Source organism: Romboutsia sp., from assembly GCF_051659545.1.
GTDB lineage: Bacteria > Bacillota > Clostridia > Peptostreptococcales > Peptostreptococcaceae > JBOFOR01.
Genome location: NZ_JBOFOR010000289.1, coordinates 1 through 19,800 on the forward strand (window position 1 = coordinate 1; position 19,800 = coordinate 19,800).

Sequence of the window (19,800 nt, forward strand, 5' to 3'; positions counted from 1 at the left end):
GAAATCGGATGGGAAGAAAAAGAAATAATTAGAGCAAAATCACCTGCATTAGAGAAAGCTGAGGTTTGGGGATGGTTTGATGGTGATAAGTTAATATCTCAAGTTGCAGTCTATCCTATGAGAGTTAGAATATTTAATAGAACATATGATATGGGAGGACTTACAGGTGTTGGTACTTATCCAGAGTATGCGAACCAAGGTTTGATGCACAAACTACTGTATAAAGGTCTGGAAACTATGAGAAACAAAAAACAGTCAATATCTTACCTATATCCATATTCTATTCCATACTACCGTAGAAAAGGATGGGAAATTATATCTGACAAAATTACTTATGAAATTAATGATTATCAATTACCTAAGAATAGACAAGTATCTGGAGAGGTAGAAAGAGTTGATGTGGAAAGTGAAGAAGTAAAAAAAGCTTATGAGCGATTTGCACTTCAAACTCATGGAGCATTATTACGTGATAATTTGGCTTGGAATGAGTATTTACTTTGGGATACTGATGATTTGATGGCTGCAGTATATTACAATGAAGATAATCAGCCTGATGGTTATGTACTTTATGGTATGAAGGATGAAATTTTCCATATTAAAGATATGATTTTTGTCAATGAAGAAGCTCGTGGCGGGTTATGGAATTTTATCAGTGCGCATTTTTCAATGATTACAAAAGTTATAGGAAATACATATACAGATGAGCCCTTAGCATTTCTATTAGAGGATGCAGATATAAAAGAGAGTATTTCTCCTTATTTTATGGCTAGAATTGTTGACTTAGAGGAGTTTATTGCACAGTATCCATTTAAACCAGATACAATAGATAGAGAATGGACATTTACAATGGATGATCCACTACTTTCTTGGAATCAAGGCTCTTTTACATTAATAATTACTAGGGATGGAAAAGGTGAAGTAACTCGTACTTCAAATAGGACTAATGATAGAATTAACATTCAAACAATGACTACTATGTTGTTGGGATACAAGCGTCCAGACTATCTTCACAAAATCGGTCGTCTTTCTTGTAGTCCAGAAACGTTAGATATGTTAGAAGATGCAATAGAGCAACAGACACCATATTTTTCTGATTATTTCTAAAAGAGATTATACAATTAAAAACCAATGAAATATAAAACACATTGATAATTTAGTCAATGTGTTTTTTGTGGTTTAAATATTAATAAAATCTTAATAATTTAGGTACTTTATCTTAAAAAGTAACTTATATACTAATATTTATAAAGTAAACAAATTGTTATTAAATGTATAATAATGTTAAAATTAAAAGCGAGGTGATGAGGGTGATAAAAGGAAATATTTTATTAGTTGATGATGATAAAGATATAGTAGAGTCGATGACTATATAACAAAGCCATTTAATCCATTAGAGCTAGTGGCAAGAGTTAAATCTAACTTAAGAAGATATATAGCACTTGGGAATTTTAAAGAAGAGAGTATTGATAAATTAAGAAATGGTGAGTTAATTCTTGATAATATTAGCAAAGAAGTAACTGTAGATGGTGAAATCGTAAAATTAACTCCTATAGAGTATAAAATACTAGAGCTTTTATTAAAAAATCAAGGGCGTGTATTTTCATCAAGGCAAATTTATGAAAGTATATGGGAAGAACCAGGGTACAACTGCGACAGAACAGTAGCAGTACATATTAGAAGGATAAGAGAAAAAATAGAGATAAATCCAAAAGATCCAAAATATATAAAGGTGGTGTGGGGTGTTGGATATAAAATTGATAAAAAGTAAAAATATAATATCATTAGTGATATGTTTTTGTATAAGTATCATAGCATTTAATTTTAAACAAATAGGATTTCATAATGATTATTTAAAGAATAAAGATTTTTATACTAGTCATCAGTTTGAGAGCGTTTTGTATGAGATAGCTACAAATTCTGTATATACAGTAGTTGGAGATGGTGCAAGTGAAAAAATGCTTAAATATAAAAATGAAACTCAAAATATTATATCTAATCATACACTTGCTCAGATATATACTATAAACAATGATAGTAAAGACGTGTACTCTAATAATATTTTTGATTTTGATAAATACATGAAGAAAATAAAAAACTATTCACTAGTTTATGAAATTAACTTTAAGCAAAATGTAATGTATAGAATAGAGGGAAGTGAAAAGATTAGAGTATCAACAAAGCACTTTGGTAATATAGCGCAAATGAGAAAATAAGATGTAACTACATATATAGCAATACCTTACGCTGGAGACATTGAAAGTATAAAAGATACCAACGATAAGGACCCATTATACATAAAATACCTACAATTTTATAATCTTAGGGAAGAAGCTTATATTTTTATAGGTTCAAAAATAATGGCAGTATTTTGTATATACTTATTAATACAGTGCTACTTTACATAGTATATTATTACAGTGGAAAATTATTAGGATATAAAAATGAAGATGAAGTAAGTAAGGAAGAACTACTAAGCAAAATACCGATATTTAACTCCTTGGGTGAAATGAAAATAAAGAATATTAAGCTAAAAAACATATGGCCAACAATAGCAATAATACTAGCTCAATTCGTTCTATATATTATGGTTTTAGATATGACTAATGAGTGGTATTCAGACTATTTTGTTGTCTTAGTATGGTGTGGGATTATAATCTTACCTATAGCTCTAATAGGGATAATAGGTAGTAAAATAAACAAAATAGAAAAAATAAAAAGTGGAATAAATGAAATAAAAAGTGGAAATTTAGACTACAAAATAGAAATAAAAAAGGACAATCTACTTGATGATATAGTAAATGACATAAATGAAATAGGTGAAGCTATAAACATAGCAGTAGAAGATAGATTAAAAAGTGAAAGAATGAAAAATGAGCTTATAACTAATGTATCTCATGATTTAAAAACACCTCTTACAGCCATGATTAACTATATAAGCTTAATGAAAAAAGAAGATATTCAACCAGAACATGTAAAAGATTATGTACAAGTCTTGGATAAAAGGTCACAAAGATTAAAAGTTTTAATAGAAGACTTATTTGAAGCATCTAAAATAGGAAGTAATAATATAGAAATGAACTTAGAAAAAAATGATATAAATCAGTTACTTAGTCAATCAATAGTAGAAATGGAAGAATTTATAGAAGAGTCTAAATTAGACTTTATAGTAAACGTACCACAAGAAGAAGTATTTATACTAGCGGATGGTCAAAAGACTTTTAGAGTTTTTGAAAATATAATTTCTAATATAATAAAGTATTCCTTAGAAGGTACAAGAGTATATATAGATTTAGAAGAAAAAGATAATAAGGTAGGTATAAACTTTAAAAATATATCTAAATATCAACTTAATTTTGATTCAGAAGAAATAACAGAAAGATTTACTAGAGGAGATTTATCTAGACACACTGAAGGTTCAGGACTAGGGCTTGCTATAGCAAAAGGACTAGTAGAAGCACAGGGTGGAGATTTAAAAGTTGATATAATAGGAGATTTATTTATTGTAAATATATATTTCGATATAGCAAGTTTCCAATAATGAAATAATCTAGTATAAGTTGTTAAAAATATTTAGTAAGTATACAATAGAAATATCAACTGTGAAAGGAAGATGAAATGATATATTTAGAGAGCTTTATATTTCCAAGTGAGGATATAGAATATAGATTTATACTAGATGAAAAAAGAACTTGCTTTGAATCTTTCTACCCATTCAAAGTATTATCTAAAAATAGATTTGAAAGAATAGATTTTGAGCCAATCACAATACTATATGGTGGAAATGGCTGTGGAAAATCAACAGCACTAAATGTAATAGCAGAAAAAATAGGAGTAAATAGAGACTCTATATTTAATAAATCTAATTTTTACTTAGATTATGTAGATTTATGTGAAATACATATAGAAGAAGAAATTCCTGAAGATAGTAGGATAATAACTAGTGATGATGTATTCGACTATATGTTAAATGTTAGAAATATAAATGAAGGCATTGATTTAAAACGAGAAGAATTATTTGGAGACTATTTAGATACAAAATATTCTAGATTTCAAATGAGATCTTTAGAAGATTACGAACAATTAAAAAAAGTAAATTGCGCTAAAAGTACAACTCAATCAAAATATATTCGTCACAATTTAATGGATAATGTAAGAGAATATTCAAATGGAGAAAATGCATTTAGATATTTTTTTGAGAAGATAGGCGAAAATGGATTATATATTTTAGATGAACCTGAGAATAGTCTTTCTCCAAAGCGTCAGATAGAGTTGATTAAATATATTGAAGAAGCTGCACGATTTTTAAACTGTCAGTTTATTATATCAACACATTCACCATTTATGCTGGGGATGAAAGGTGCTAAGATATATGATTTAGATGAAGATCCTGTAAATGTAAAAAGATGGACAGAATTAGAGACTGTACGTACATATTATGAGTTCTTCAAAGATCGAGAAGAAGAATTTAATTAAATTAAATTAAAATTATCAAAGCTTTTAAAACCATATTGAAATAAAACAATATGGTTTTTATTTTTATAATAAAATATAATATACCTATAATAAAATATAGGGAGAATAACCATGCTATATAGAATAACCGCATATATTATGCTGTCAATAAACATGATTTTATACTGTACAGAAAGTAACTTATACCTAGATAAACTTAGTAAACCAATAAGTATAGTAGTATTAAGCATTAGTATATCTATGTATATGTTATATACAATAAAACTAAAAAACACTAAGCTACTACTAGCTAACATATTATATACAACAGTAGTTACATATATATACCCACCTTTACTACCAAATTTAATATTTTTAATAACTGAATATTTAAAAGTTAAAAATTATGGTGGAAGATACTCCTTGTTAATAGTATATATCTTATTAGCAATAAAAATTGAACTATATTACACAAATATGTTTCTTGGAATTATAGCTAGTATATTTATCTATGAAATTATGAATTATGAATCTAGACTTTTAAAATTAGAAAAAGATAACTACAAACTAAGAGAAAAAAATAATACTCTAGAAGAAATCAGAAAAAAAGAAAATAAAACAGCGCACCAAAATATAGAAGCTGTAAAGATAGAAGAAAGAAATCTAATATCACAAAAACTCCATGATAAAATAGGACATACTTTAGCAGGTAGCATTATTCAACTAGAAGCACTAAAGATAGTTATAATCAATGATACTGAGAAAGGAAAAGAAATGCTCGAAAATGTAATAGATAATCTAAGAAATGGAATGGATGATATTAGACAAACTTTAAGAAGAATAAAACCAGAGCAAGAAGAAGTAAACCTAAATAACCTAAAAAGAATAATAGATGACTTTTCTCAAAAATCCAACATAAGTACTAACTTAAAAATAGAAGGTGATCTAAATGAAGTAAATCTAGTATACTGGAGGGCATTAATAGATTGTTGTAGAGAAATATTAACTAATAGTATAAAATACTCAACAGGAGATTTACTAAATCTTGAAATTAGTGTACTAAATAAAATTATTAGATTACATATAAAAGATAATGGGGCTTATAAAGGTAGCTTAAAAAAAGGTATGGGATTAATAGGAATTGAAGAACGAATAATTAACTTAGGTGGGGATGTTTATTTTGACAATGAAAATGGTTTTTCAACATTAATAATACTTAAGAGGTGAGTAAATGATACGTTTGATTATAGTAGATGATGATATCTTAATAAGAGAAGGATTAAAGATAATAATAGGAGCAGACCCTGAAATAGAAGTAATAGCTACCTTAGAAAATGGAAAAGAGTGTATAGACTACTTAGCTAAAAATCAAGTAGATGTAGTACTACTAGATATGAGGATGCCGGTAATGGATGGTGAAGAGGTATTAGAGGAAATAAATAAGAAAAAAGTAGATACTAAAGTACTAATACTTACAACTTTTGATGAAGAAAACTTAATTAGCAGTGCTATAAAGCATAAAACTAATGGATATTTACTAAAAAATAGTAAGCCAGAAAAAATTATAAGTGGTATTAAGTCTGTTAATTTAGGTAATAGTGTTTTTGAAGCTGAAATAATATCTAAACTAGCCATCGAAAGCAAAAAAGATGAAAGTTTAGAGATTTATAATTTGACAGATAGAGAAAAAGAAGTAGTAAGACTTATATCAGAAGGTCATTCTAATAAAGAAATAGCCAGTGAAATATTTTTATCAGAAGGTACAGTTAAAAACCACATAACATCTATATTATCAAAAATGGACTTAAAACATAGAACGCAAATAGCCATAACTTACTTGAATAGCAAAAAAGCACTCAAACCTGACTAAGAGTGCTTTTAGCTTTAAGTTACATTAAAGGTTCTGCTATACTTTTGAAGATGGCATATAAAAATATATTGTATTACAGATATGTTTCATATGGTAATTTTCCTGTCTCCCTACAGTGGTCTTTATATGATTTTGCTCCATAACTATCTATCCAAAACATATCAATCATAGTCATCCCACTTGTTTTTACAAATAGCTCCCATGCATCCCAGACTAACATATCTAGTGGAAATAAAAAATCATCTATTGCTTGTCTATCTTCTGGTAATACCCTATCTTCTATAAAATCACGAACTTCTTTATCTCCTACTATTTCTTTGCACTCACCACTTATTATGTTTTTGCATATAGGAGCCGGATAACCTGTGGATGCCATTGATTTTTCAAAATAATATTTATCAGTGGGTTTATCATAAGTTATAGTTCCTAAATATAAATCTTTATTATATAGTTTATATGACTCCATATTTACTTTCCTCCAAATTTTTCAACTATAAATTGATATCTTATAGATAATAGCTCTTTTATAAAACTTATAAGATTATTATCTAAATACATTGAATATTTATCAACTATTTTCAGAATATCATCAATAGAAGTACCATGTAGTAGTTGTGTGTTTTTCAGTAAATTTATAGATGTTTTGTGTGTTGAACTAAATGTTTTACTTACATCACAGTTTTCAATATTTACATTTAAGTCTAAGTCATAATCATCTATATCATCATCCATAACAGCCTCTAAATATTCACTGTCATAATCAACACCTAAACTTGAACCATGGTCATAGAGTGGAGCGAACCTATAGTTATTAGTTGACGTATCTTGTATAACAGCAAAGTTTTTAAAATGTCTATCAGTATTATTAATTAGATAATCAAATAGAACCATGTTATTTAAGTCATCTTCTAAATGAGGAAAGATTTCTATAAATTTCTTATATGCATCAGGTTTTCTAAGTAACTCGTTTCCTATTATATCTTTTGCATGAATTAATCTATCGTTATTAGATAAAAACCATTCTGTTCTTGAAATTAATATATTTTGCTTAATCCATAAAGGTGATAACATTAATTCTTCTTCTATTAAATAGTATTTAGCACAGGATACACCTAAGTATGATGCTATCTCATAACATATAACTTCTATAACGGGTTCTTTATTGCTAAATCTCTTATTATATAATGTTCCAGGCTTATCTAAGTATTTTACTTTTCCAAACTCATCTTCTACATATCTTTTATATAAAAAGCCACCTGTTGTGCTATTACATTTTAACTTTTTAAACCCTTCATATGATAATTTATCATATACCATAAATTCACCTCTTAAGTTATCTAGTTTAATATATATTATATATTAAAATTTCATTCATATAATTATTTTTGTTTATTATTTTTACTATTTTTTTGATATAAGGTAATTAAAGTTTTACGACTAAAGGCTAAAGATAAAAATGACTTTAGTCATGGTAAATCGATGACCATTTCTACTTAATAAAAATAGCCTAAACCAATATAATAAAACTATAAAGATATATGGGAGGAATAACTATGAAATATGTTGAGATAACTGGATTATATAAAAGTTTTGGAGATACTTTTGCACTAGAAAACTTAAATCTATCTATAGAAAAAGGAGAAATCTTTGGATTATTAGGACCTAACGGAGCAGGTAAAAGTACTACAATAAACATACTTTTATCACTATTAGAAAAAGATAGAGGGAATATAAAAATATGCAACCAAGAACTAAATAAAAATAATGCAAATATAAGAGCAAAGCTAGGAATAGTACCACAGGATTTAGCTGTATTTGAAGATATGACAGCCTTAGAAAATGTAATGTTCTTTGGAAGTTTGTATGACCTTAAAGGAAAAGAGTTAAAAGAAAAATCACTAAAAGCATTAGAGTTTGTAGGTTTAGAAGATGCTAAAAAATTATGTAAAACTTTTTCTGGAGGTATGAAAAGAAGACTAAACATAGCTTGTGGAATAGTACATGAGCCAGAATTACTAATACTAGATGAACCAACAGTTGGTATAGATCCACAGTCTAGAAATCATATAATGAAATCTATAAAAACTTTAAATAAAAATGGATGCACAGTAATCTACACTACACATTACATGGAGGAAGTAGAAGCAATTTGTGACAACATAGCAATAATGGATAAAGGAAAAGTAATTGCTAGTGGAACTAAAGAAGCTTTAAAAGAAATCATAACAGATAAAAATAAATTTGAAATAATGGTTAATGACATAACTGAAATAAATGAAAAAGAACTAACGGCTATAAAAGGAATAGATAGCGTTGAGTTTAAAGGAAATAAAATTCTTGTAAGTATTGATAGAGAAGTTAATGGTTTGAATGAGTTTATATTATACTTAAGCAATAAAGCAATTAAAATCTTAGATATTCAAAGTAAAGTATTAACACTTGAAGATGTATTCTTAAATCTTACAGGTAGAAAATTAAGAGACTAGGGGGAAAAAATATGAGTATAATCTTGTCTTCAATAAAAAGATGTTTAAGAGATAAAAGTGTATTTATTTCATGCGTATTTTTAGTTATGATTCTTCCTTATATATTTTCAATTATATTTAACTTTGAAGGTGGAAACGAAAGTTTAAAAATAGGGATAGTAGCTGATAAAAATAGTGAAACTACAAAAGCCTATGTAAAGGTACTAGAAAATTTTGATAAGGAAAATAAAAAACTTAGTTTAGATGTGGATATTTATGAGGAAAGGCAGTTTAATAATGAAGAAGAAAATCGTAAAAATGATTTATATGTGATCATAGATGAAGAAAACAAGAAGATTACATTTGAAGGTAGCAATACTTTAAATGTAAGTGAAAACCATATTGAAATTTTAACCGAAGACTTTTTCAATTCAATGTCTATATATGAAGCAATAGCTAAGGAAGGAAAAACACCAAAGGAAAGTAATGGGGTAGTAAAAGTAACTGAGTACAAAGATGATTCTACAAATAATGAAACTAAAGATTATGCTAAATATTTTTCTATAGTAATGTTACAAATGGCAATACTTGCACTAAGTATATGCTCATTTAAAAATACTTTTTACCTAAAAGAAAAATTAGGATTAAGAGTAAAGTCATCTCCAATAAAAATATTTAAGCTAGTATTTTTGGAGTTAGTTGGCTCATTTGTAGTTATATTAGGGCTAGGGATTATAATGTTAATTGCAGTAGGCATCTTATATGGAGTTAAAATAAGCACGCAAAATATATTACCTGTATTAGCACTAATGAGTATTTTAAGTATATTGGCAGTTTCTATAGGAATATTTGCAACAGCAGTATGTAAAAAAAGAACAGATGGAGAAAATGTTACATCTATTCTTGTTACCATTATGGTTTTAGCATCAGGAGAGCTTATGCCAGATATGAATGGATTTGTAGAAGAACTATCATTATTAAAATTAAACCCATTTGTATGGATAAGTAGGGAATTTAACTCATTAGTAATCTCAAATAATTTTGAAAATTTATATACAACATTAGGCATAGGACTATTAGCATCTATGATAATAATAGTAATATCAGTATTAATTTTAAAAAGAAAAGTGGTGAGATAGTATGAATAACATTATGACTATATTAAAACACAACTTAAAAACAACCTTAAAAGGATGGTTTTGGCTAATATTGGTTCTACCAATAGGAGTTAATTTATTTGTAAATATAATTAGTGATAGAGTTGATAAATCTGTAGAGGATAGTGGAAAATATTTCAATGTAGGTATATATACAAAAGATAAAAGTGAAATAGTAGAAAAACTGTTACCAAAGGATAAATTTAAAACTAGGCTTATAAAAGCTAGCGAAAAAGATTTAAGAGGAAGCTTGGATAATGGAGATATATCAGTAGGGGTAATAATAGATAGTGAAGATATATATAAGGATATAAAAGCTAACAAAGAAGATTCAATAAAAGTTATATCACAAAGTAAAGGTAATAATAAAGACTATGTTCTTGGTATTTTAAATACTAGAATCATGCAAGCGAACTCATTAGGTGATAATAAAGAAGAATACTTAAAGGCTTATGAAAGTTATGAAAAAAATAAATATAAAATTGACTATGAAGGAAGTGAAATGCAAAAGATTATGCCATATACAACTATGTTTGGATTATTTACAATGGCATTTTTGTTCATAGGAGGAAGATGTTTAGTTCCTTTATTAAAAGAAAGAGAAGCAAAAATAGATAAGAGAATACTTGTATCTAAAATAAGCAAGCCACAATATCTGCTAGGTCATATATTAGGATGTTATATATTATTGGTACTACAAAGTGTAATTTTAGTAGCTACTTTCTATATTCTAAATCCAAGTTTAAATATTAGTTTAGGTTGGATGATAATACTATCACTTGCATTGTCATTTATGGGAATAGCAATAGCTTTAACAATTTTAAGTGTATCTAATAATTCAAGTATGTATTATACTTTGCTTTCGATTCTAATAACTCCTATGTGCTTGTTAAGCGGAGGATTTGTGCCAATGGCATTAATGCCAGAGGTAATTCAAAATATATCTTTAGTTTTTCCTTTAACTTGGATAAATTCAGCGTACACGAAAATCTTATTTAATGGAGATAGTTTAAGTATAGGATTAGATCTATTAGCTGCAATTTCAATATCTTTAGTACTTATAATAATGTACTTAGTGATAGAGAATAGAAAAGGAAATAAACTAAGTTGTTAATAAAAATTAGGTAAAAGCAAACGTTGACAAAATACTACATGTAGTATATTATAAATTTATAATAATTGAAATCGGAATTGGGTAGTAATTGTTTAAGTACAAGCTAAGCCTATTCATTGGTAGACACTTACATTTTGTAGAGGTGTTTATTATGAATGGGCTTTTTTAATGCTTAAAAGGAGGTATATATGATAATTAATAAAATACTGAATAACAACGTAGTAATTACTTTAGATAAAAATGGTGAAGAAACAATAGTTATGGGAAAAGGAATAGGCTATCAAAAATCAAAGGGAGAAACCATTGATAACAGAAAAATAAATAAAGTATTTAGAATATTAAATAAAGAAGTTTCAAGTAAACTTCAAGAGCTTTTAAATAATATTCCTATTGAGCACATGAATTTATCATCAGAAATAATAGATTATGCTCAATCTAGATTAAACACAAAATTAAATGAAAGTATTTATATTTCATTAAGTGATCATACATATACAGCAATTAAAAGAATCCAAGAAGGTATAACAGTAAAAAATGCTATACTTTGGGAAATTAAAAGATTTTACAAAGAAGAATTTGAAATTGGAATGAAGGCACTAGACCTTATTGAAGAAAGAACTGGTATTAGGCTTCCAGATGATGAAGCTGGATTTATTGCATTTCATATTGTAAATGCTCAGTTAAATGAAAAGCAACAAATCATCTATGACATAACTAAGTTAATGCAAGAAATACTGAATATAGTTAGATACCATTTTGGTATTGAATTTAAAGAAGAATCTGTGTTTTATTATAGATTCATAATGCACTTAAAGTTTTTTGCTCAAAGACTACTTTCTAACAATATACATGAGGGTGATACAGATAAAGAATTATTAGGAATTATAAAAGCTAAATATAGTAGAGAGTTTGAATGTATTGTAAAAATTAAAAACTTTATAAATAAGCAATATAATTACATCTTAACGGATGATGAAATGATTTATTTAACAATACATGTAGCTAAAATAGTGCAAGATTCAAAGGTACAACCTGAGTAGTACTCAGTAGTATAAATATTTTACACCTATGGTTGGATGGTAACATTAAGTTGGCCAAACCTTCAAATTTCAAATAATAAATTTTAAGAAATATGGAGGAAATTAGAAATGGGTAAGTACAAAGAATTAGCGCAGGACATAATTAAAAATGTTGGCGGAAAAGAAAATATTAATGGATTAACACATTGTATTACAAGGTTACGTTTTAAGTTAAAGGATGAAAATATAGCTAATGATGATGTGTTAAAGAGTATGGCAGATGTTGTTACAGTAATGAAAAGTGGAGGACAATATCAAGTTGTCATAGGAAATCATGTAGGAGATGTATACGCAGATGTATGCGAAATAATTGGTTTAGATGATGAAAGTACATCTTCGGAAAGCAAAAAAACAGGAAGTCTATTAGATAGAGGAATAGATATTATATCAGGAATATTCCAACCTGTATTAGGTATTATGGCAGCTTGTGGTATGCTGAAAGGATTCAATGCTTTATTTGTAGCGATGGGATTATATAGTGCTACAACTGGTGGATATATGATAATAAATGCAGCAGGTGATGCATTATTTACTTTCCTACCTTTATTCTTAGGCTATACAGCAGCTAAGAAATTTGGGCTAAAACCAATGTTAGGATTAGCTTTAGGGGCAGCAATGTGCTATCCAGGAATTCAAGGAAGTAGTATATCAGCGGGAACAGAAGTATTATATACTTTATTTCAAGGAACAATGTTTGCATCGCCTGTATATATTGATTTCTTCGGATTACCAGTAATTTCAATAGATTATACAGGTACAGTTATACCTATTATATTTGTAATTTACTTTGCAGCTAAGTGTGAAAAATTATTTAACAAATTCGTACCGGATTTAGTTAAGTTCTTCTTTGTACCTATGCTTACAATGCTAGTAGCATTACCTGTGGCACTTATAGTTATAGGACCTATAGCAACGTTTGGTTCTACACTTGTTTCTCAAACTGTGTTTTCAATAAGAGAATTTAGTCCATTATTAGCAGGAGCTATTGTAGGTTTCTCTTGGCAGATTCTTGTTATTTTTGGAATGCACTGGGGATTCATTCCTGTATACATAAACAATGTTATGACTATGGGATATGATAATGTCATGATGCCTTTCTTTGCATGTACATTTGCAACTTCGGCAGTTGTATTAGCTATATTCTTTAAAACGAAAGATAAGAAAATTAAAGAAATGGCATTACCGAACTTTATATCAGGTATATTTGGTGTAACAGAACCAGCGATTTATGGTATTCTATTACCTTTAAAGAAACCATTTATAATAAGTTGTATAGCAGGTGGTATTGGAGGTGCTTTCAATCTTAGAAAATTTATAACTGGTGGAATGGGAATATTTGAACTTCCAGCAATGATTGAACCAAATGGAGGTATGGGTAATTTAATAGTAGCTCTTAGTGGTATAGCTATATCAATGGTCGTAGCCTTTGTATTAACAATGGTTTTATATAAAGAAGAAAATATAGAACAAGAAAAAATAAAAATAAATAAAGAAGAAGCTAAAACTAATAAATTAACAAAAGAAATAATAGCTAGTCCTATAAAAGGTAAAATAGTAAATTTAAGTGAGATTGAAGATGCTGCATTTGCTTCAGGTGTATTAGGTGAAGGTATTGCAATTGTGCCGACTGATGGAAAAGTAGTTGCACCAGTAAATGGTGAGGTTACAATTTTATTCCCAAGCTTACATGCTATAGGAATACTTTCAGAAAGTGGTGTAGAAGTACTTATACACATAGGCTTAAACACAGTTCAACTTGGAGGTAAAGGATTTAAAGCCCATGTCAAACAAGGGGATAAAATCACTAAAGGACAAACTTTATTGACTTTTGATATGGAAGAAATTAAAGAAGCAGGGTATAGTGTAGTAACTCCAGTAGTAGTTACAAATTCAGCTGAGTTCTTAGAAATAGCACAGACGGAAAGTAAAGAAATTGAATTAGAAAAGAATTTATTAACAGTCGTATTTTAAATAAAAAGCAAAGCATTGGTATATCCAGTGCTTTGCTTATATATTATTAGGAGGAGTGACCATGGCATTTAACAAAGATTTTTTATGGGGAGGAGCAACTGCAGCTAATCAATGTGAAGGTGGATATAATCAAGATGGAAGAGGATTAGCAAATGTAGATGTATGCCCTACAGGAAAAGATAGAAGTGCAGTTATTACTGGTAAATTAAAAATGTTTGATTTTGATGAAGAGCATTACTATCCAGCTCAAACAGGAATTGATATGTACCATAACTTCAAAGAAGATATAAAACTATTTGCTGAAATGGGATTTAAAGTATATAGAATGAGTATTGCATGGAGTAGAATCTTTCCAAAAGGTGATGAAGAAACTCCAAATGAAAAGGGACTTCAGTTCTATGAAGATATATTTAAAGAATGTAAAAAGTATGGAATAGAACCTTTAGTTACTATTACACATTTTGATTGTCCTATGCATTTAATAAAAGAATATGGAGCATGGCGTAATCGTAAAATGATAGGGTTCTTTGAAAAATTATGTAATGTAGTTTTTAGAAGATATAAAGGACTAGTTAGATATTGGTTAACATTTAATGAAATTAATATGATTTTACATGCACCATTTATGGGAGCTGGGATTTGCTTTGAAGAAGGAGAAGACACTGAAAAAGTAAAATATCAAGCTGCACATCATGAACTTGTAGCTAGTGCAATTGCAACTAAAATTGCACATGAAGTTGATCCAAACAATCTAGTTGGATGTATGTTTGCAGCAGGTAGTGTTTATCCTTATAGTTGCAACCCTAATGATGTATGGGAAGCTACAAAATTAGATAGAGAAAATTACTTTTTCGTGGATGTTCAAGCTAGAGGAAAATATCCTAACTATGCACTAAAATATATGGAACAAAAAGAGATTACTCCAGTAATGGAACCTGGAGATATAGAATTATTAAGAGAGCATACTGTTGATTTTATATCATTATCTTACTATAACAGTCGTTGTGTTAGAACTGATGAAAATGTTGACGATGTAGCAGAAGGAAATATATTTACATCTGCTAAAAATCCTCATCTTACATATAGCCAATGGGGATGGCCAATTGACCCATTAGGTTTAAGAATTACTTTAAATCATATATATGATAGATATGAAAAGCCACTGTTTCTTGTAGAAAATGGATTAGGGTCAAAAGATACTTCTGATGAAAATGGTTATGTAGAAGATGATTATAGAATAGATTACTTGAAGGCACATATAAAAGCTATGCATGATGCAGTAAGTATAGATGGAGTAGATTTATTAGGATATACTTCATGGGGACCGATTGACTTAGTAAGCGCTGGAACAGGTGAAATGGAAAAGCGTTATGGATTTATATATGTAGATAGAGATAATGAAGGAAATGGAAGCTTAAGAAGAACTAAAAAGAAAAGTTTTAATTGGTATAAGAAAGTAATTGCTTCAAATGGAGAAAATTTAGATTAACAAGTAATAATATAATAAAAATAAAGTTGTTAGAAAATAATTAAACTAATTATTTTTAAATATCTTTATTTTACATATGAAAGCTCAACTATAACAAAAAAGAACAGAACTTTATTATTTATAACAAGTTCTGTTCTATATATAATTTATCAATTTTTAAGCTCTGAAGTAATAATAGACATAGTATCGTCAGAATAATTTTGAACCTTGTTACTTATAAAAACACTAATCAAGAAGACAAGGACTAAACAGATTAAAATTTTAGAAGAAGAAAATAAAAGAAGAATAAATAAACTTATTGAAAGAATAATGCCTCCAACTTTATAAATAATTCCATTGATAATTTTTAAAGAAGCAATTAATCCAACTAAAGCATTTCCTAAAAAGAATCCATTAGCAATTGCTACAATACCTTCTACATCTAACAACTTGAAATAGGTTAATATTAATACGGTAATGTGCATTAGTGTAAAGTACAATAAAGCGATATAGGGAATATTATTTCTATTTTTTATTTGAAAAACTTTAGGTAAATAGTTCTCTGTAGATAAAGATAAGATTAATCTCGAACAAGACCCTATAATTAGTAAGTAACAACATAAGCAAAGGCCAGCAACTAATAGAGCTAATACAGTAGAGGCATTTGATTTAAAAATAGGTTCAAGTATTTGTACCATAGATAAATTATCAGAATAAGCAAAAGACTGAATAGCTAAGGCAATTATAAGATATGTTAGTGTAATTACAGCTAAGCTTATTATCGTTGCTAATGGAATAGTTTTCTTTAAATCCTTTACTTGATCAGAATAATTACCTACAATTTCCCAACCAATAATAGCCCAAAATAGTAACATAATAGTTTTTCCAAAAGGAATGATTTCTACTGATTGAATAGGTGAGATATTAGGTTTGTGCAAAACTAGAACCGATATAGAACAAATTATAAGAACTAAAGCAATGATTGTAGATATTATAAAGCTTAAGGTAGAAATAAACTTCAAATCTTTTAATAAAAGCACAAAACTAACAAGTACGAGTATGGTAGCAATTATAGGTTTCGGAACGATAGAAAAAAATTGAATATGACTTAAATAGTTAGATGCGGTTAAAAATACAGCACAAGGTCCGAAAGAAACAGCAGAGAGTAATAAAAAAGAGGAATATAATTTAAATTTCTTTCCCAGAGTTTTCTCTATTGCAATAGTCATGCCTCCATCTCCAGGATATAAAACTGATAGTTTGCAGAAAATCATTGCAAATAAAGCTCCTAAAAACATAATGATAAGCCAAGCCCAAATAGCAGTACCATGAAGTTTATTGTATGCAAGTGTAGGTAATAAAACAACACCACTTCCAAGAATAGGACCAATCATAAGTCCACTTAACAACATAGGACCAATTTTTTTATTCATTATAGACACCTCCATTAATTTAATATAATATTATGCTATATTATGGAATTAGTCTAATTAAAAGTAATGATACACATCATCATAAATTCTGATGGGAGGAGTTTTATGGATATTAGAAATTTTATAACCTTCAATTCAGTTGTAGAAGTGGGGGGCTTTACAAAAGCTGCAACTTATCTAAATTATGCTCAATCTACTGTGACACTTCATATTAAAGAACTTGAATCACATTATAATGAACAACTATTTGATAGAATAGGGAAAAAAAACACTTTAACACCTTTTGGAGAAAAACTATATGAAAAGACTAAAGGGTTGGTAGAACAATATCAATATATTATTGAGATGAATAATAAAAATAAACCTGTTGAAGTATTGAGAATAGGAGTATATGAATCTTTATTGAAATATAGGCTGTATGATTTGATAAACGAATACAAATATAAACATCCTAATGTAGATATAATACTTCAACATGGAAATTGTGTAGAACTTAGAGACATGGTTTTAAACGGAAAGTTGGATTTGACTTTTCATATTGAGGAGAAACAGGAGTATTTAGGGTTAGTAAGTAAAATATTATGTGAAGAAAAATTTAGTATTATTTTTCCAAAAGACAATGGAATTGATATGCTATACGAACATAATCATACTGTATATTTAACTGAAAAGGGATGTTCTTATAGAAAAGTTTTTGAGGCATATTTAATAGAAAAAGACGCTATATGGGATAGAATTATAGAAACCGGTTCTATAGATATGATTAAACAATATGTATCTATTGGATTAGGGTATTCCTTGGTACCATCAATTACTGTTAAGGATGAAGGGAAAAGGTTGAATATAATAGATTTAGATACTAAAAAAATATTATATACTCAGGTTGTTTATCACAAAAATAAAAATATATTTCCTTCTATGAAAGAGTTTATAGATTTAGTTGAATTTTATTCTAAAGATTGGAAATAAAATTTGATTATTTAAGCAACTATTAATAGTAAAAATACTATGATAATAATAAAAAAAATATATTTTTTTTATATGTAAAAGAGTTCTATAATTATATTAAGAATAAAATTGGGGGAGTGATTTTGTGAAAGTAGTTGTGGTTGGAGGAGTTGCAGGTGGAGCATCTGCATGTGCAAGACTAAGAAGACTTGATGAAAATGCTGAGATTATAATGGTTGAAAAAGGGGATTACATATCTTTTGCAAATTGTGGTCTTCCATATTACATTGGAGGAGACATTAAAAAAAGAAGTGCTCTAGTATTACAGACACCAGAAAGTTTTAATACTCGTTTTAACGTAGATGTAAGAGTATTATCAGAAGCAGTAGCTATTGACCGTGAAAATAAAACTGTTTCAATTAAAAATATAAATACAGGTGAAACTTACTTAGAAGCTTACGATAAATTAATACTATCTCCAGGGGCTAAACCATTTGTACCACCTATAGAAGGAGCTACAAATTCAAAGGTATTTACACTTAGAAATATACCAGATACTTTAAAAATTAAAGAGTACGTAGATGAAGAATTTCCAGAAAGTGCAGTTATAGTTGGAGCAGGATTTATAGGAATAGAAATGGCAGAAAACTTAAAACAAGCAGGATTAGATGTTACGTTAGTTGAAATGTCAGACCATGTAATAGCATCTTTAGACTACGATATGGCTTGCGATGTACATAATTACCTAAGAGAAAAAGGTATTAACTTAATATTAAATGATAAGGTAAGTGCTATACTAGAAGATTCTGATAAGTTAACTATAAAATTAGATAATGACGAAATTACTACTGATATGGTAATAATGTCTGTAGGAGTAAGACCGGATACAAAATTAGCTCAAGAAGCTGGTATTGAACTAAATACTAGAGGTGCAATAGTTGTTGATGAATATATGCAAACATCAGACAATGACATATATGCAGTAGGTGATGCAATAGAGATAACAGAATTTGTTACTAATAAAAAATCACATATTCCTTTAGCAGGACCAGCTAATAAGCAAGGAAGAATAGTTGCAGATAATATTTGTGGAATAAAAACTAGATATAAAAATACTCAAGGTTCATCAATACTTAAAATTTTCGATATGACAGTAGCTGCAACTGGAATAACTGAAGCTGTAGCAAAAGCAAACAATCTTGATTATGATAAGGTGTTTACTTATTCTGCTTCTCATGCAGGATATTATCCAGGTGCAAATAATATGTCTATAAAGACTATATATGAAAAAAGTACTGGAAAAATATTAGGAGCACAAGTTGTTGGTTTTGATGGAGTAGATAAGCGTTGTGATGTATTAGCAGTTGCAATAAGAGGTGGAATGACAGCTTATGATTTAACAGAACTTGAAATGTGTTATGCACCTCCATTTGGTTCTGCAAAAGACCCAGTAAACTTTGCAGGATATGTAATAGAAAATCACTTAACTGATAAAGTTAAAAACTTCCATTGGCATGACATAGAAAACTTACCTAGAGATGGTAGTATTACATTACTAGATGTAAGAACAAATGCAGAAGTAGAAAATGGAAGAATAGATGGGTTTATTCATATACCGGTAGATGATTTAAGAAACAGATTAGATGAATTAGATAATACTAAGCCAATATATGTACACTGCCATAGTGGTCTAAGAAGTTACATAGGTTGTCGTATACTAAGTGCTAAAGGATTTGATTGTTATAACCTTAGTGGAGGCTACAGACTATATAGCTCAATAATAAATAGTAAAATAGCAGAACATGCACCATGCTATATTAAATAATTAATCTTAGGGGGAGAA

17 protein-coding genes and 1 pseudogene are annotated in these 19,800 nt (G+C 28.3%); 15 read left to right on the plus strand and 3 right to left on the minus strand.

Annotated features, from left to right (window positions below; genetic code table 11):
• From ACRC03_RS17130 to ACRC03_RS17160, 7 genes and pseudogenes are all read left to right on the plus strand, one after another.
• Positions 1-1,104: GNAT family N-acetyltransferase (locus ACRC03_RS17130; RefSeq protein ID WP_438653815.1), on the plus strand; the 1,104-nt coding region annotated here is incomplete at its 5' end.
• Positions 1,105-1,360: 256 nt separating this feature from the next.
• Positions 1,361-1,768 (plus strand): annotated as a pseudogene (locus ACRC03_RS17135) (winged helix-turn-helix domain-containing protein); the annotation flags it as partial.
• Entirely contained in the window at positions 1,740-2,213 is a 474-nt protein-coding gene (locus tag ACRC03_RS17140) for a hypothetical protein (RefSeq protein ID WP_438653816.1), read from the plus strand. The pseudogene ACRC03_RS17135 and the gene ACRC03_RS17140, both read left to right, overlap by 29 nt.
• Before the next feature lie 176 nt (positions 2,214-2,389).
• Positions 2,390-3,538, plus strand: coding sequence for a histidine kinase dimerization/phospho-acceptor domain-containing protein (locus ACRC03_RS17145; RefSeq protein WP_438653817.1), 1,149 nt, complete (start codon positions 2,390-2,392; stop codon positions 3,536-3,538).
• A gap of 77 nt (positions 3,539-3,615) precedes the next feature.
• Complete coding sequence (locus ACRC03_RS17150; protein ID WP_438653818.1) at positions 3,616-4,473, plus strand: AAA family ATPase; 858 nt, start codon at positions 3,616-3,618, stop codon at positions 4,471-4,473.
• Positions 4,474-4,584: 111 nt separating this feature from the next.
• The gene (locus ACRC03_RS17155) at positions 4,585-5,679 is read left to right on the plus strand and encodes a sensor histidine kinase (protein WP_438653819.1); all 1,095 of its coding nucleotides are present in this window, start codon (positions 4,585-4,587) and stop codon (positions 5,677-5,679) included.
• A gap of 4 nt (positions 5,680-5,683) precedes the next feature.
• Positions 5,684-6,322 (plus strand): response regulator, encoded by a 639-nt coding sequence (locus ACRC03_RS17160; RefSeq protein WP_438653820.1) that lies wholly within the window; start codon positions 5,684-5,686, stop codon positions 6,320-6,322.
• A 73-nt stretch (positions 6,323-6,395) separates the two neighbouring features.
• Here the strand turns inward: ACRC03_RS17160 and ACRC03_RS17165 are convergent, their stop codons facing one another.
• Positions 6,396-6,788 carry a hypothetical protein gene (locus ACRC03_RS17165; protein ID WP_438653821.1) on the minus strand — a complete coding sequence of 131 codons (393 nt, stop codon included), beginning with the start codon at positions 6,786-6,788 and terminating at the stop codon, positions 6,396-6,398.
• A 2-nt stretch (positions 6,789-6,790) separates the two neighbouring features.
• Positions 6,791-7,639 (minus strand): HipA domain-containing protein, encoded by an 849-nt coding sequence (locus ACRC03_RS17170; protein WP_438653822.1) that lies wholly within the window; start codon positions 7,637-7,639, stop codon positions 6,791-6,793.
• A 236-nt stretch (positions 7,640-7,875) separates the two neighbouring features.
• Between ACRC03_RS17170 and ACRC03_RS17175 the strand changes: the two genes are divergently transcribed.
• From ACRC03_RS17175 to ACRC03_RS17200, 6 genes are all read left to right on the plus strand, one after another.
• Positions 7,876-8,808, plus strand: coding sequence for an ABC transporter ATP-binding protein (locus ACRC03_RS17175; RefSeq protein ID WP_438653823.1), 933 nt, complete (start codon positions 7,876-7,878; stop codon positions 8,806-8,808).
• A gap of 11 nt (positions 8,809-8,819) precedes the next feature.
• Positions 8,820-9,926, plus strand: a complete 1,107-nt coding sequence (locus ACRC03_RS17180; protein ID WP_438653824.1) for an ABC transporter permease — start codon at positions 8,820-8,822, stop codon at positions 9,924-9,926.
• A gap of 1 nt (position 9,927) precedes the next feature.
• Positions 9,928-11,058, plus strand: coding sequence for an ABC transporter permease (locus ACRC03_RS17185; RefSeq protein WP_438653825.1), 1,131 nt, complete (start codon positions 9,928-9,930; stop codon positions 11,056-11,058).
• A gap of 188 nt (positions 11,059-11,246) precedes the next feature.
• Complete coding sequence (gene licT / locus ACRC03_RS17190; RefSeq protein WP_438653826.1) at positions 11,247-12,098, plus strand: BglG family transcription antiterminator LicT; 852 nt, start codon at positions 11,247-11,249, stop codon at positions 12,096-12,098.
• Between the two features lie 108 nt (positions 12,099-12,206).
• On the plus strand, positions 12,207-14,108 hold the full coding sequence (locus ACRC03_RS17195) for a beta-glucoside-specific PTS transporter subunit IIABC (RefSeq protein ID WP_438653827.1): 1,902 nt from the start codon (positions 12,207-12,209) through the stop codon (positions 14,106-14,108).
• 61 nt (positions 14,109-14,169) lie between these two features.
• Positions 14,170-15,597, plus strand: coding sequence for a 6-phospho-beta-glucosidase (locus tag ACRC03_RS17200; protein ID WP_438653828.1), 1,428 nt, complete (start codon positions 14,170-14,172; stop codon positions 15,595-15,597).
• Between the two features lie 149 nt (positions 15,598-15,746).
• Here ACRC03_RS17200 and ACRC03_RS17205 read toward each other — a convergent pair whose 3' ends face one another.
• The gene (locus ACRC03_RS17205; protein WP_438653829.1) at positions 15,747-17,009 is read right to left on the minus strand and encodes an APC family permease; all 1,263 of its coding nucleotides are present in this window, start codon (positions 17,007-17,009) and stop codon (positions 15,747-15,749) included.
• 105 nt (positions 17,010-17,114) lie between these two features.
• Between ACRC03_RS17205 and ACRC03_RS17210 the strand changes: the two genes are divergently transcribed.
• Entirely contained in the window at positions 17,115-17,978 is an 864-nt protein-coding gene (locus tag ACRC03_RS17210) for a LysR family transcriptional regulator (protein ID WP_438653830.1), read from the plus strand.
• 124 nt (positions 17,979-18,102) lie between these two features.
• A complete protein-coding gene (locus ACRC03_RS17215; protein WP_438653831.1) occupies positions 18,103-19,782 on the plus strand; it encodes a CoA-disulfide reductase in 1,680 nt (559 codons plus the stop codon).
• Positions 19,783-19,800 lie beyond the last annotated feature (18 nt).

Coding starts and splice junctions, on each gene's coding strand:
- ACRC03_RS17150 (WP_438653818.1), top strand. CDS start 3,616: ATGATATATTTAGAGAGCTTTATATTTCCAAGTGAGGATATAGAATAT.
- ACRC03_RS17155 (WP_438653819.1), top strand. CDS start 4,585: ATGCTATATAGAATAACCGCATATATTATGCTGTCAATAAACATGATT.
- ACRC03_RS17160 (WP_438653820.1), top strand. CDS start 5,684: ATGATACGTTTGATTATAGTAGATGATGATATCTTAATAAGAGAAGGA.
- ACRC03_RS17165 (WP_438653821.1), bottom strand. CDS start 6,788: ATGGAGTCATATAAACTATATAATAAAGATTTATATTTAGGAACTATA.
- ACRC03_RS17170 (WP_438653822.1), bottom strand. CDS start 7,639: ATGGTATATGATAAATTATCATATGAAGGGTTTAAAAAGTTAAAATGT.
- ACRC03_RS17175 (WP_438653823.1), top strand. CDS start 7,876: ATGAAATATGTTGAGATAACTGGATTATATAAAAGTTTTGGAGATACT.
- ACRC03_RS17180 (WP_438653824.1), top strand. CDS start 8,820: ATGAGTATAATCTTGTCTTCAATAAAAAGATGTTTAAGAGATAAAAGT.
- ACRC03_RS17185 (WP_438653825.1), top strand. CDS start 9,928: ATGAATAACATTATGACTATATTAAAACACAACTTAAAAACAACCTTA.
- licT (WP_438653826.1), top strand. CDS start 11,247: ATGATAATTAATAAAATACTGAATAACAACGTAGTAATTACTTTAGAT.
- ACRC03_RS17195 (WP_438653827.1), top strand. CDS start 12,207: ATGGGTAAGTACAAAGAATTAGCGCAGGACATAATTAAAAATGTTGGC.
- ACRC03_RS17200 (WP_438653828.1), top strand. CDS start 14,170: ATGGCATTTAACAAAGATTTTTTATGGGGAGGAGCAACTGCAGCTAAT.
- ACRC03_RS17205 (WP_438653829.1), bottom strand. CDS start 17,009: ATGAATAAAAAAATTGGTCCTATGTTGTTAAGTGGACTTATGATTGGT.
- ACRC03_RS17210 (WP_438653830.1), top strand. CDS start 17,115: ATGGATATTAGAAATTTTATAACCTTCAATTCAGTTGTAGAAGTGGGG.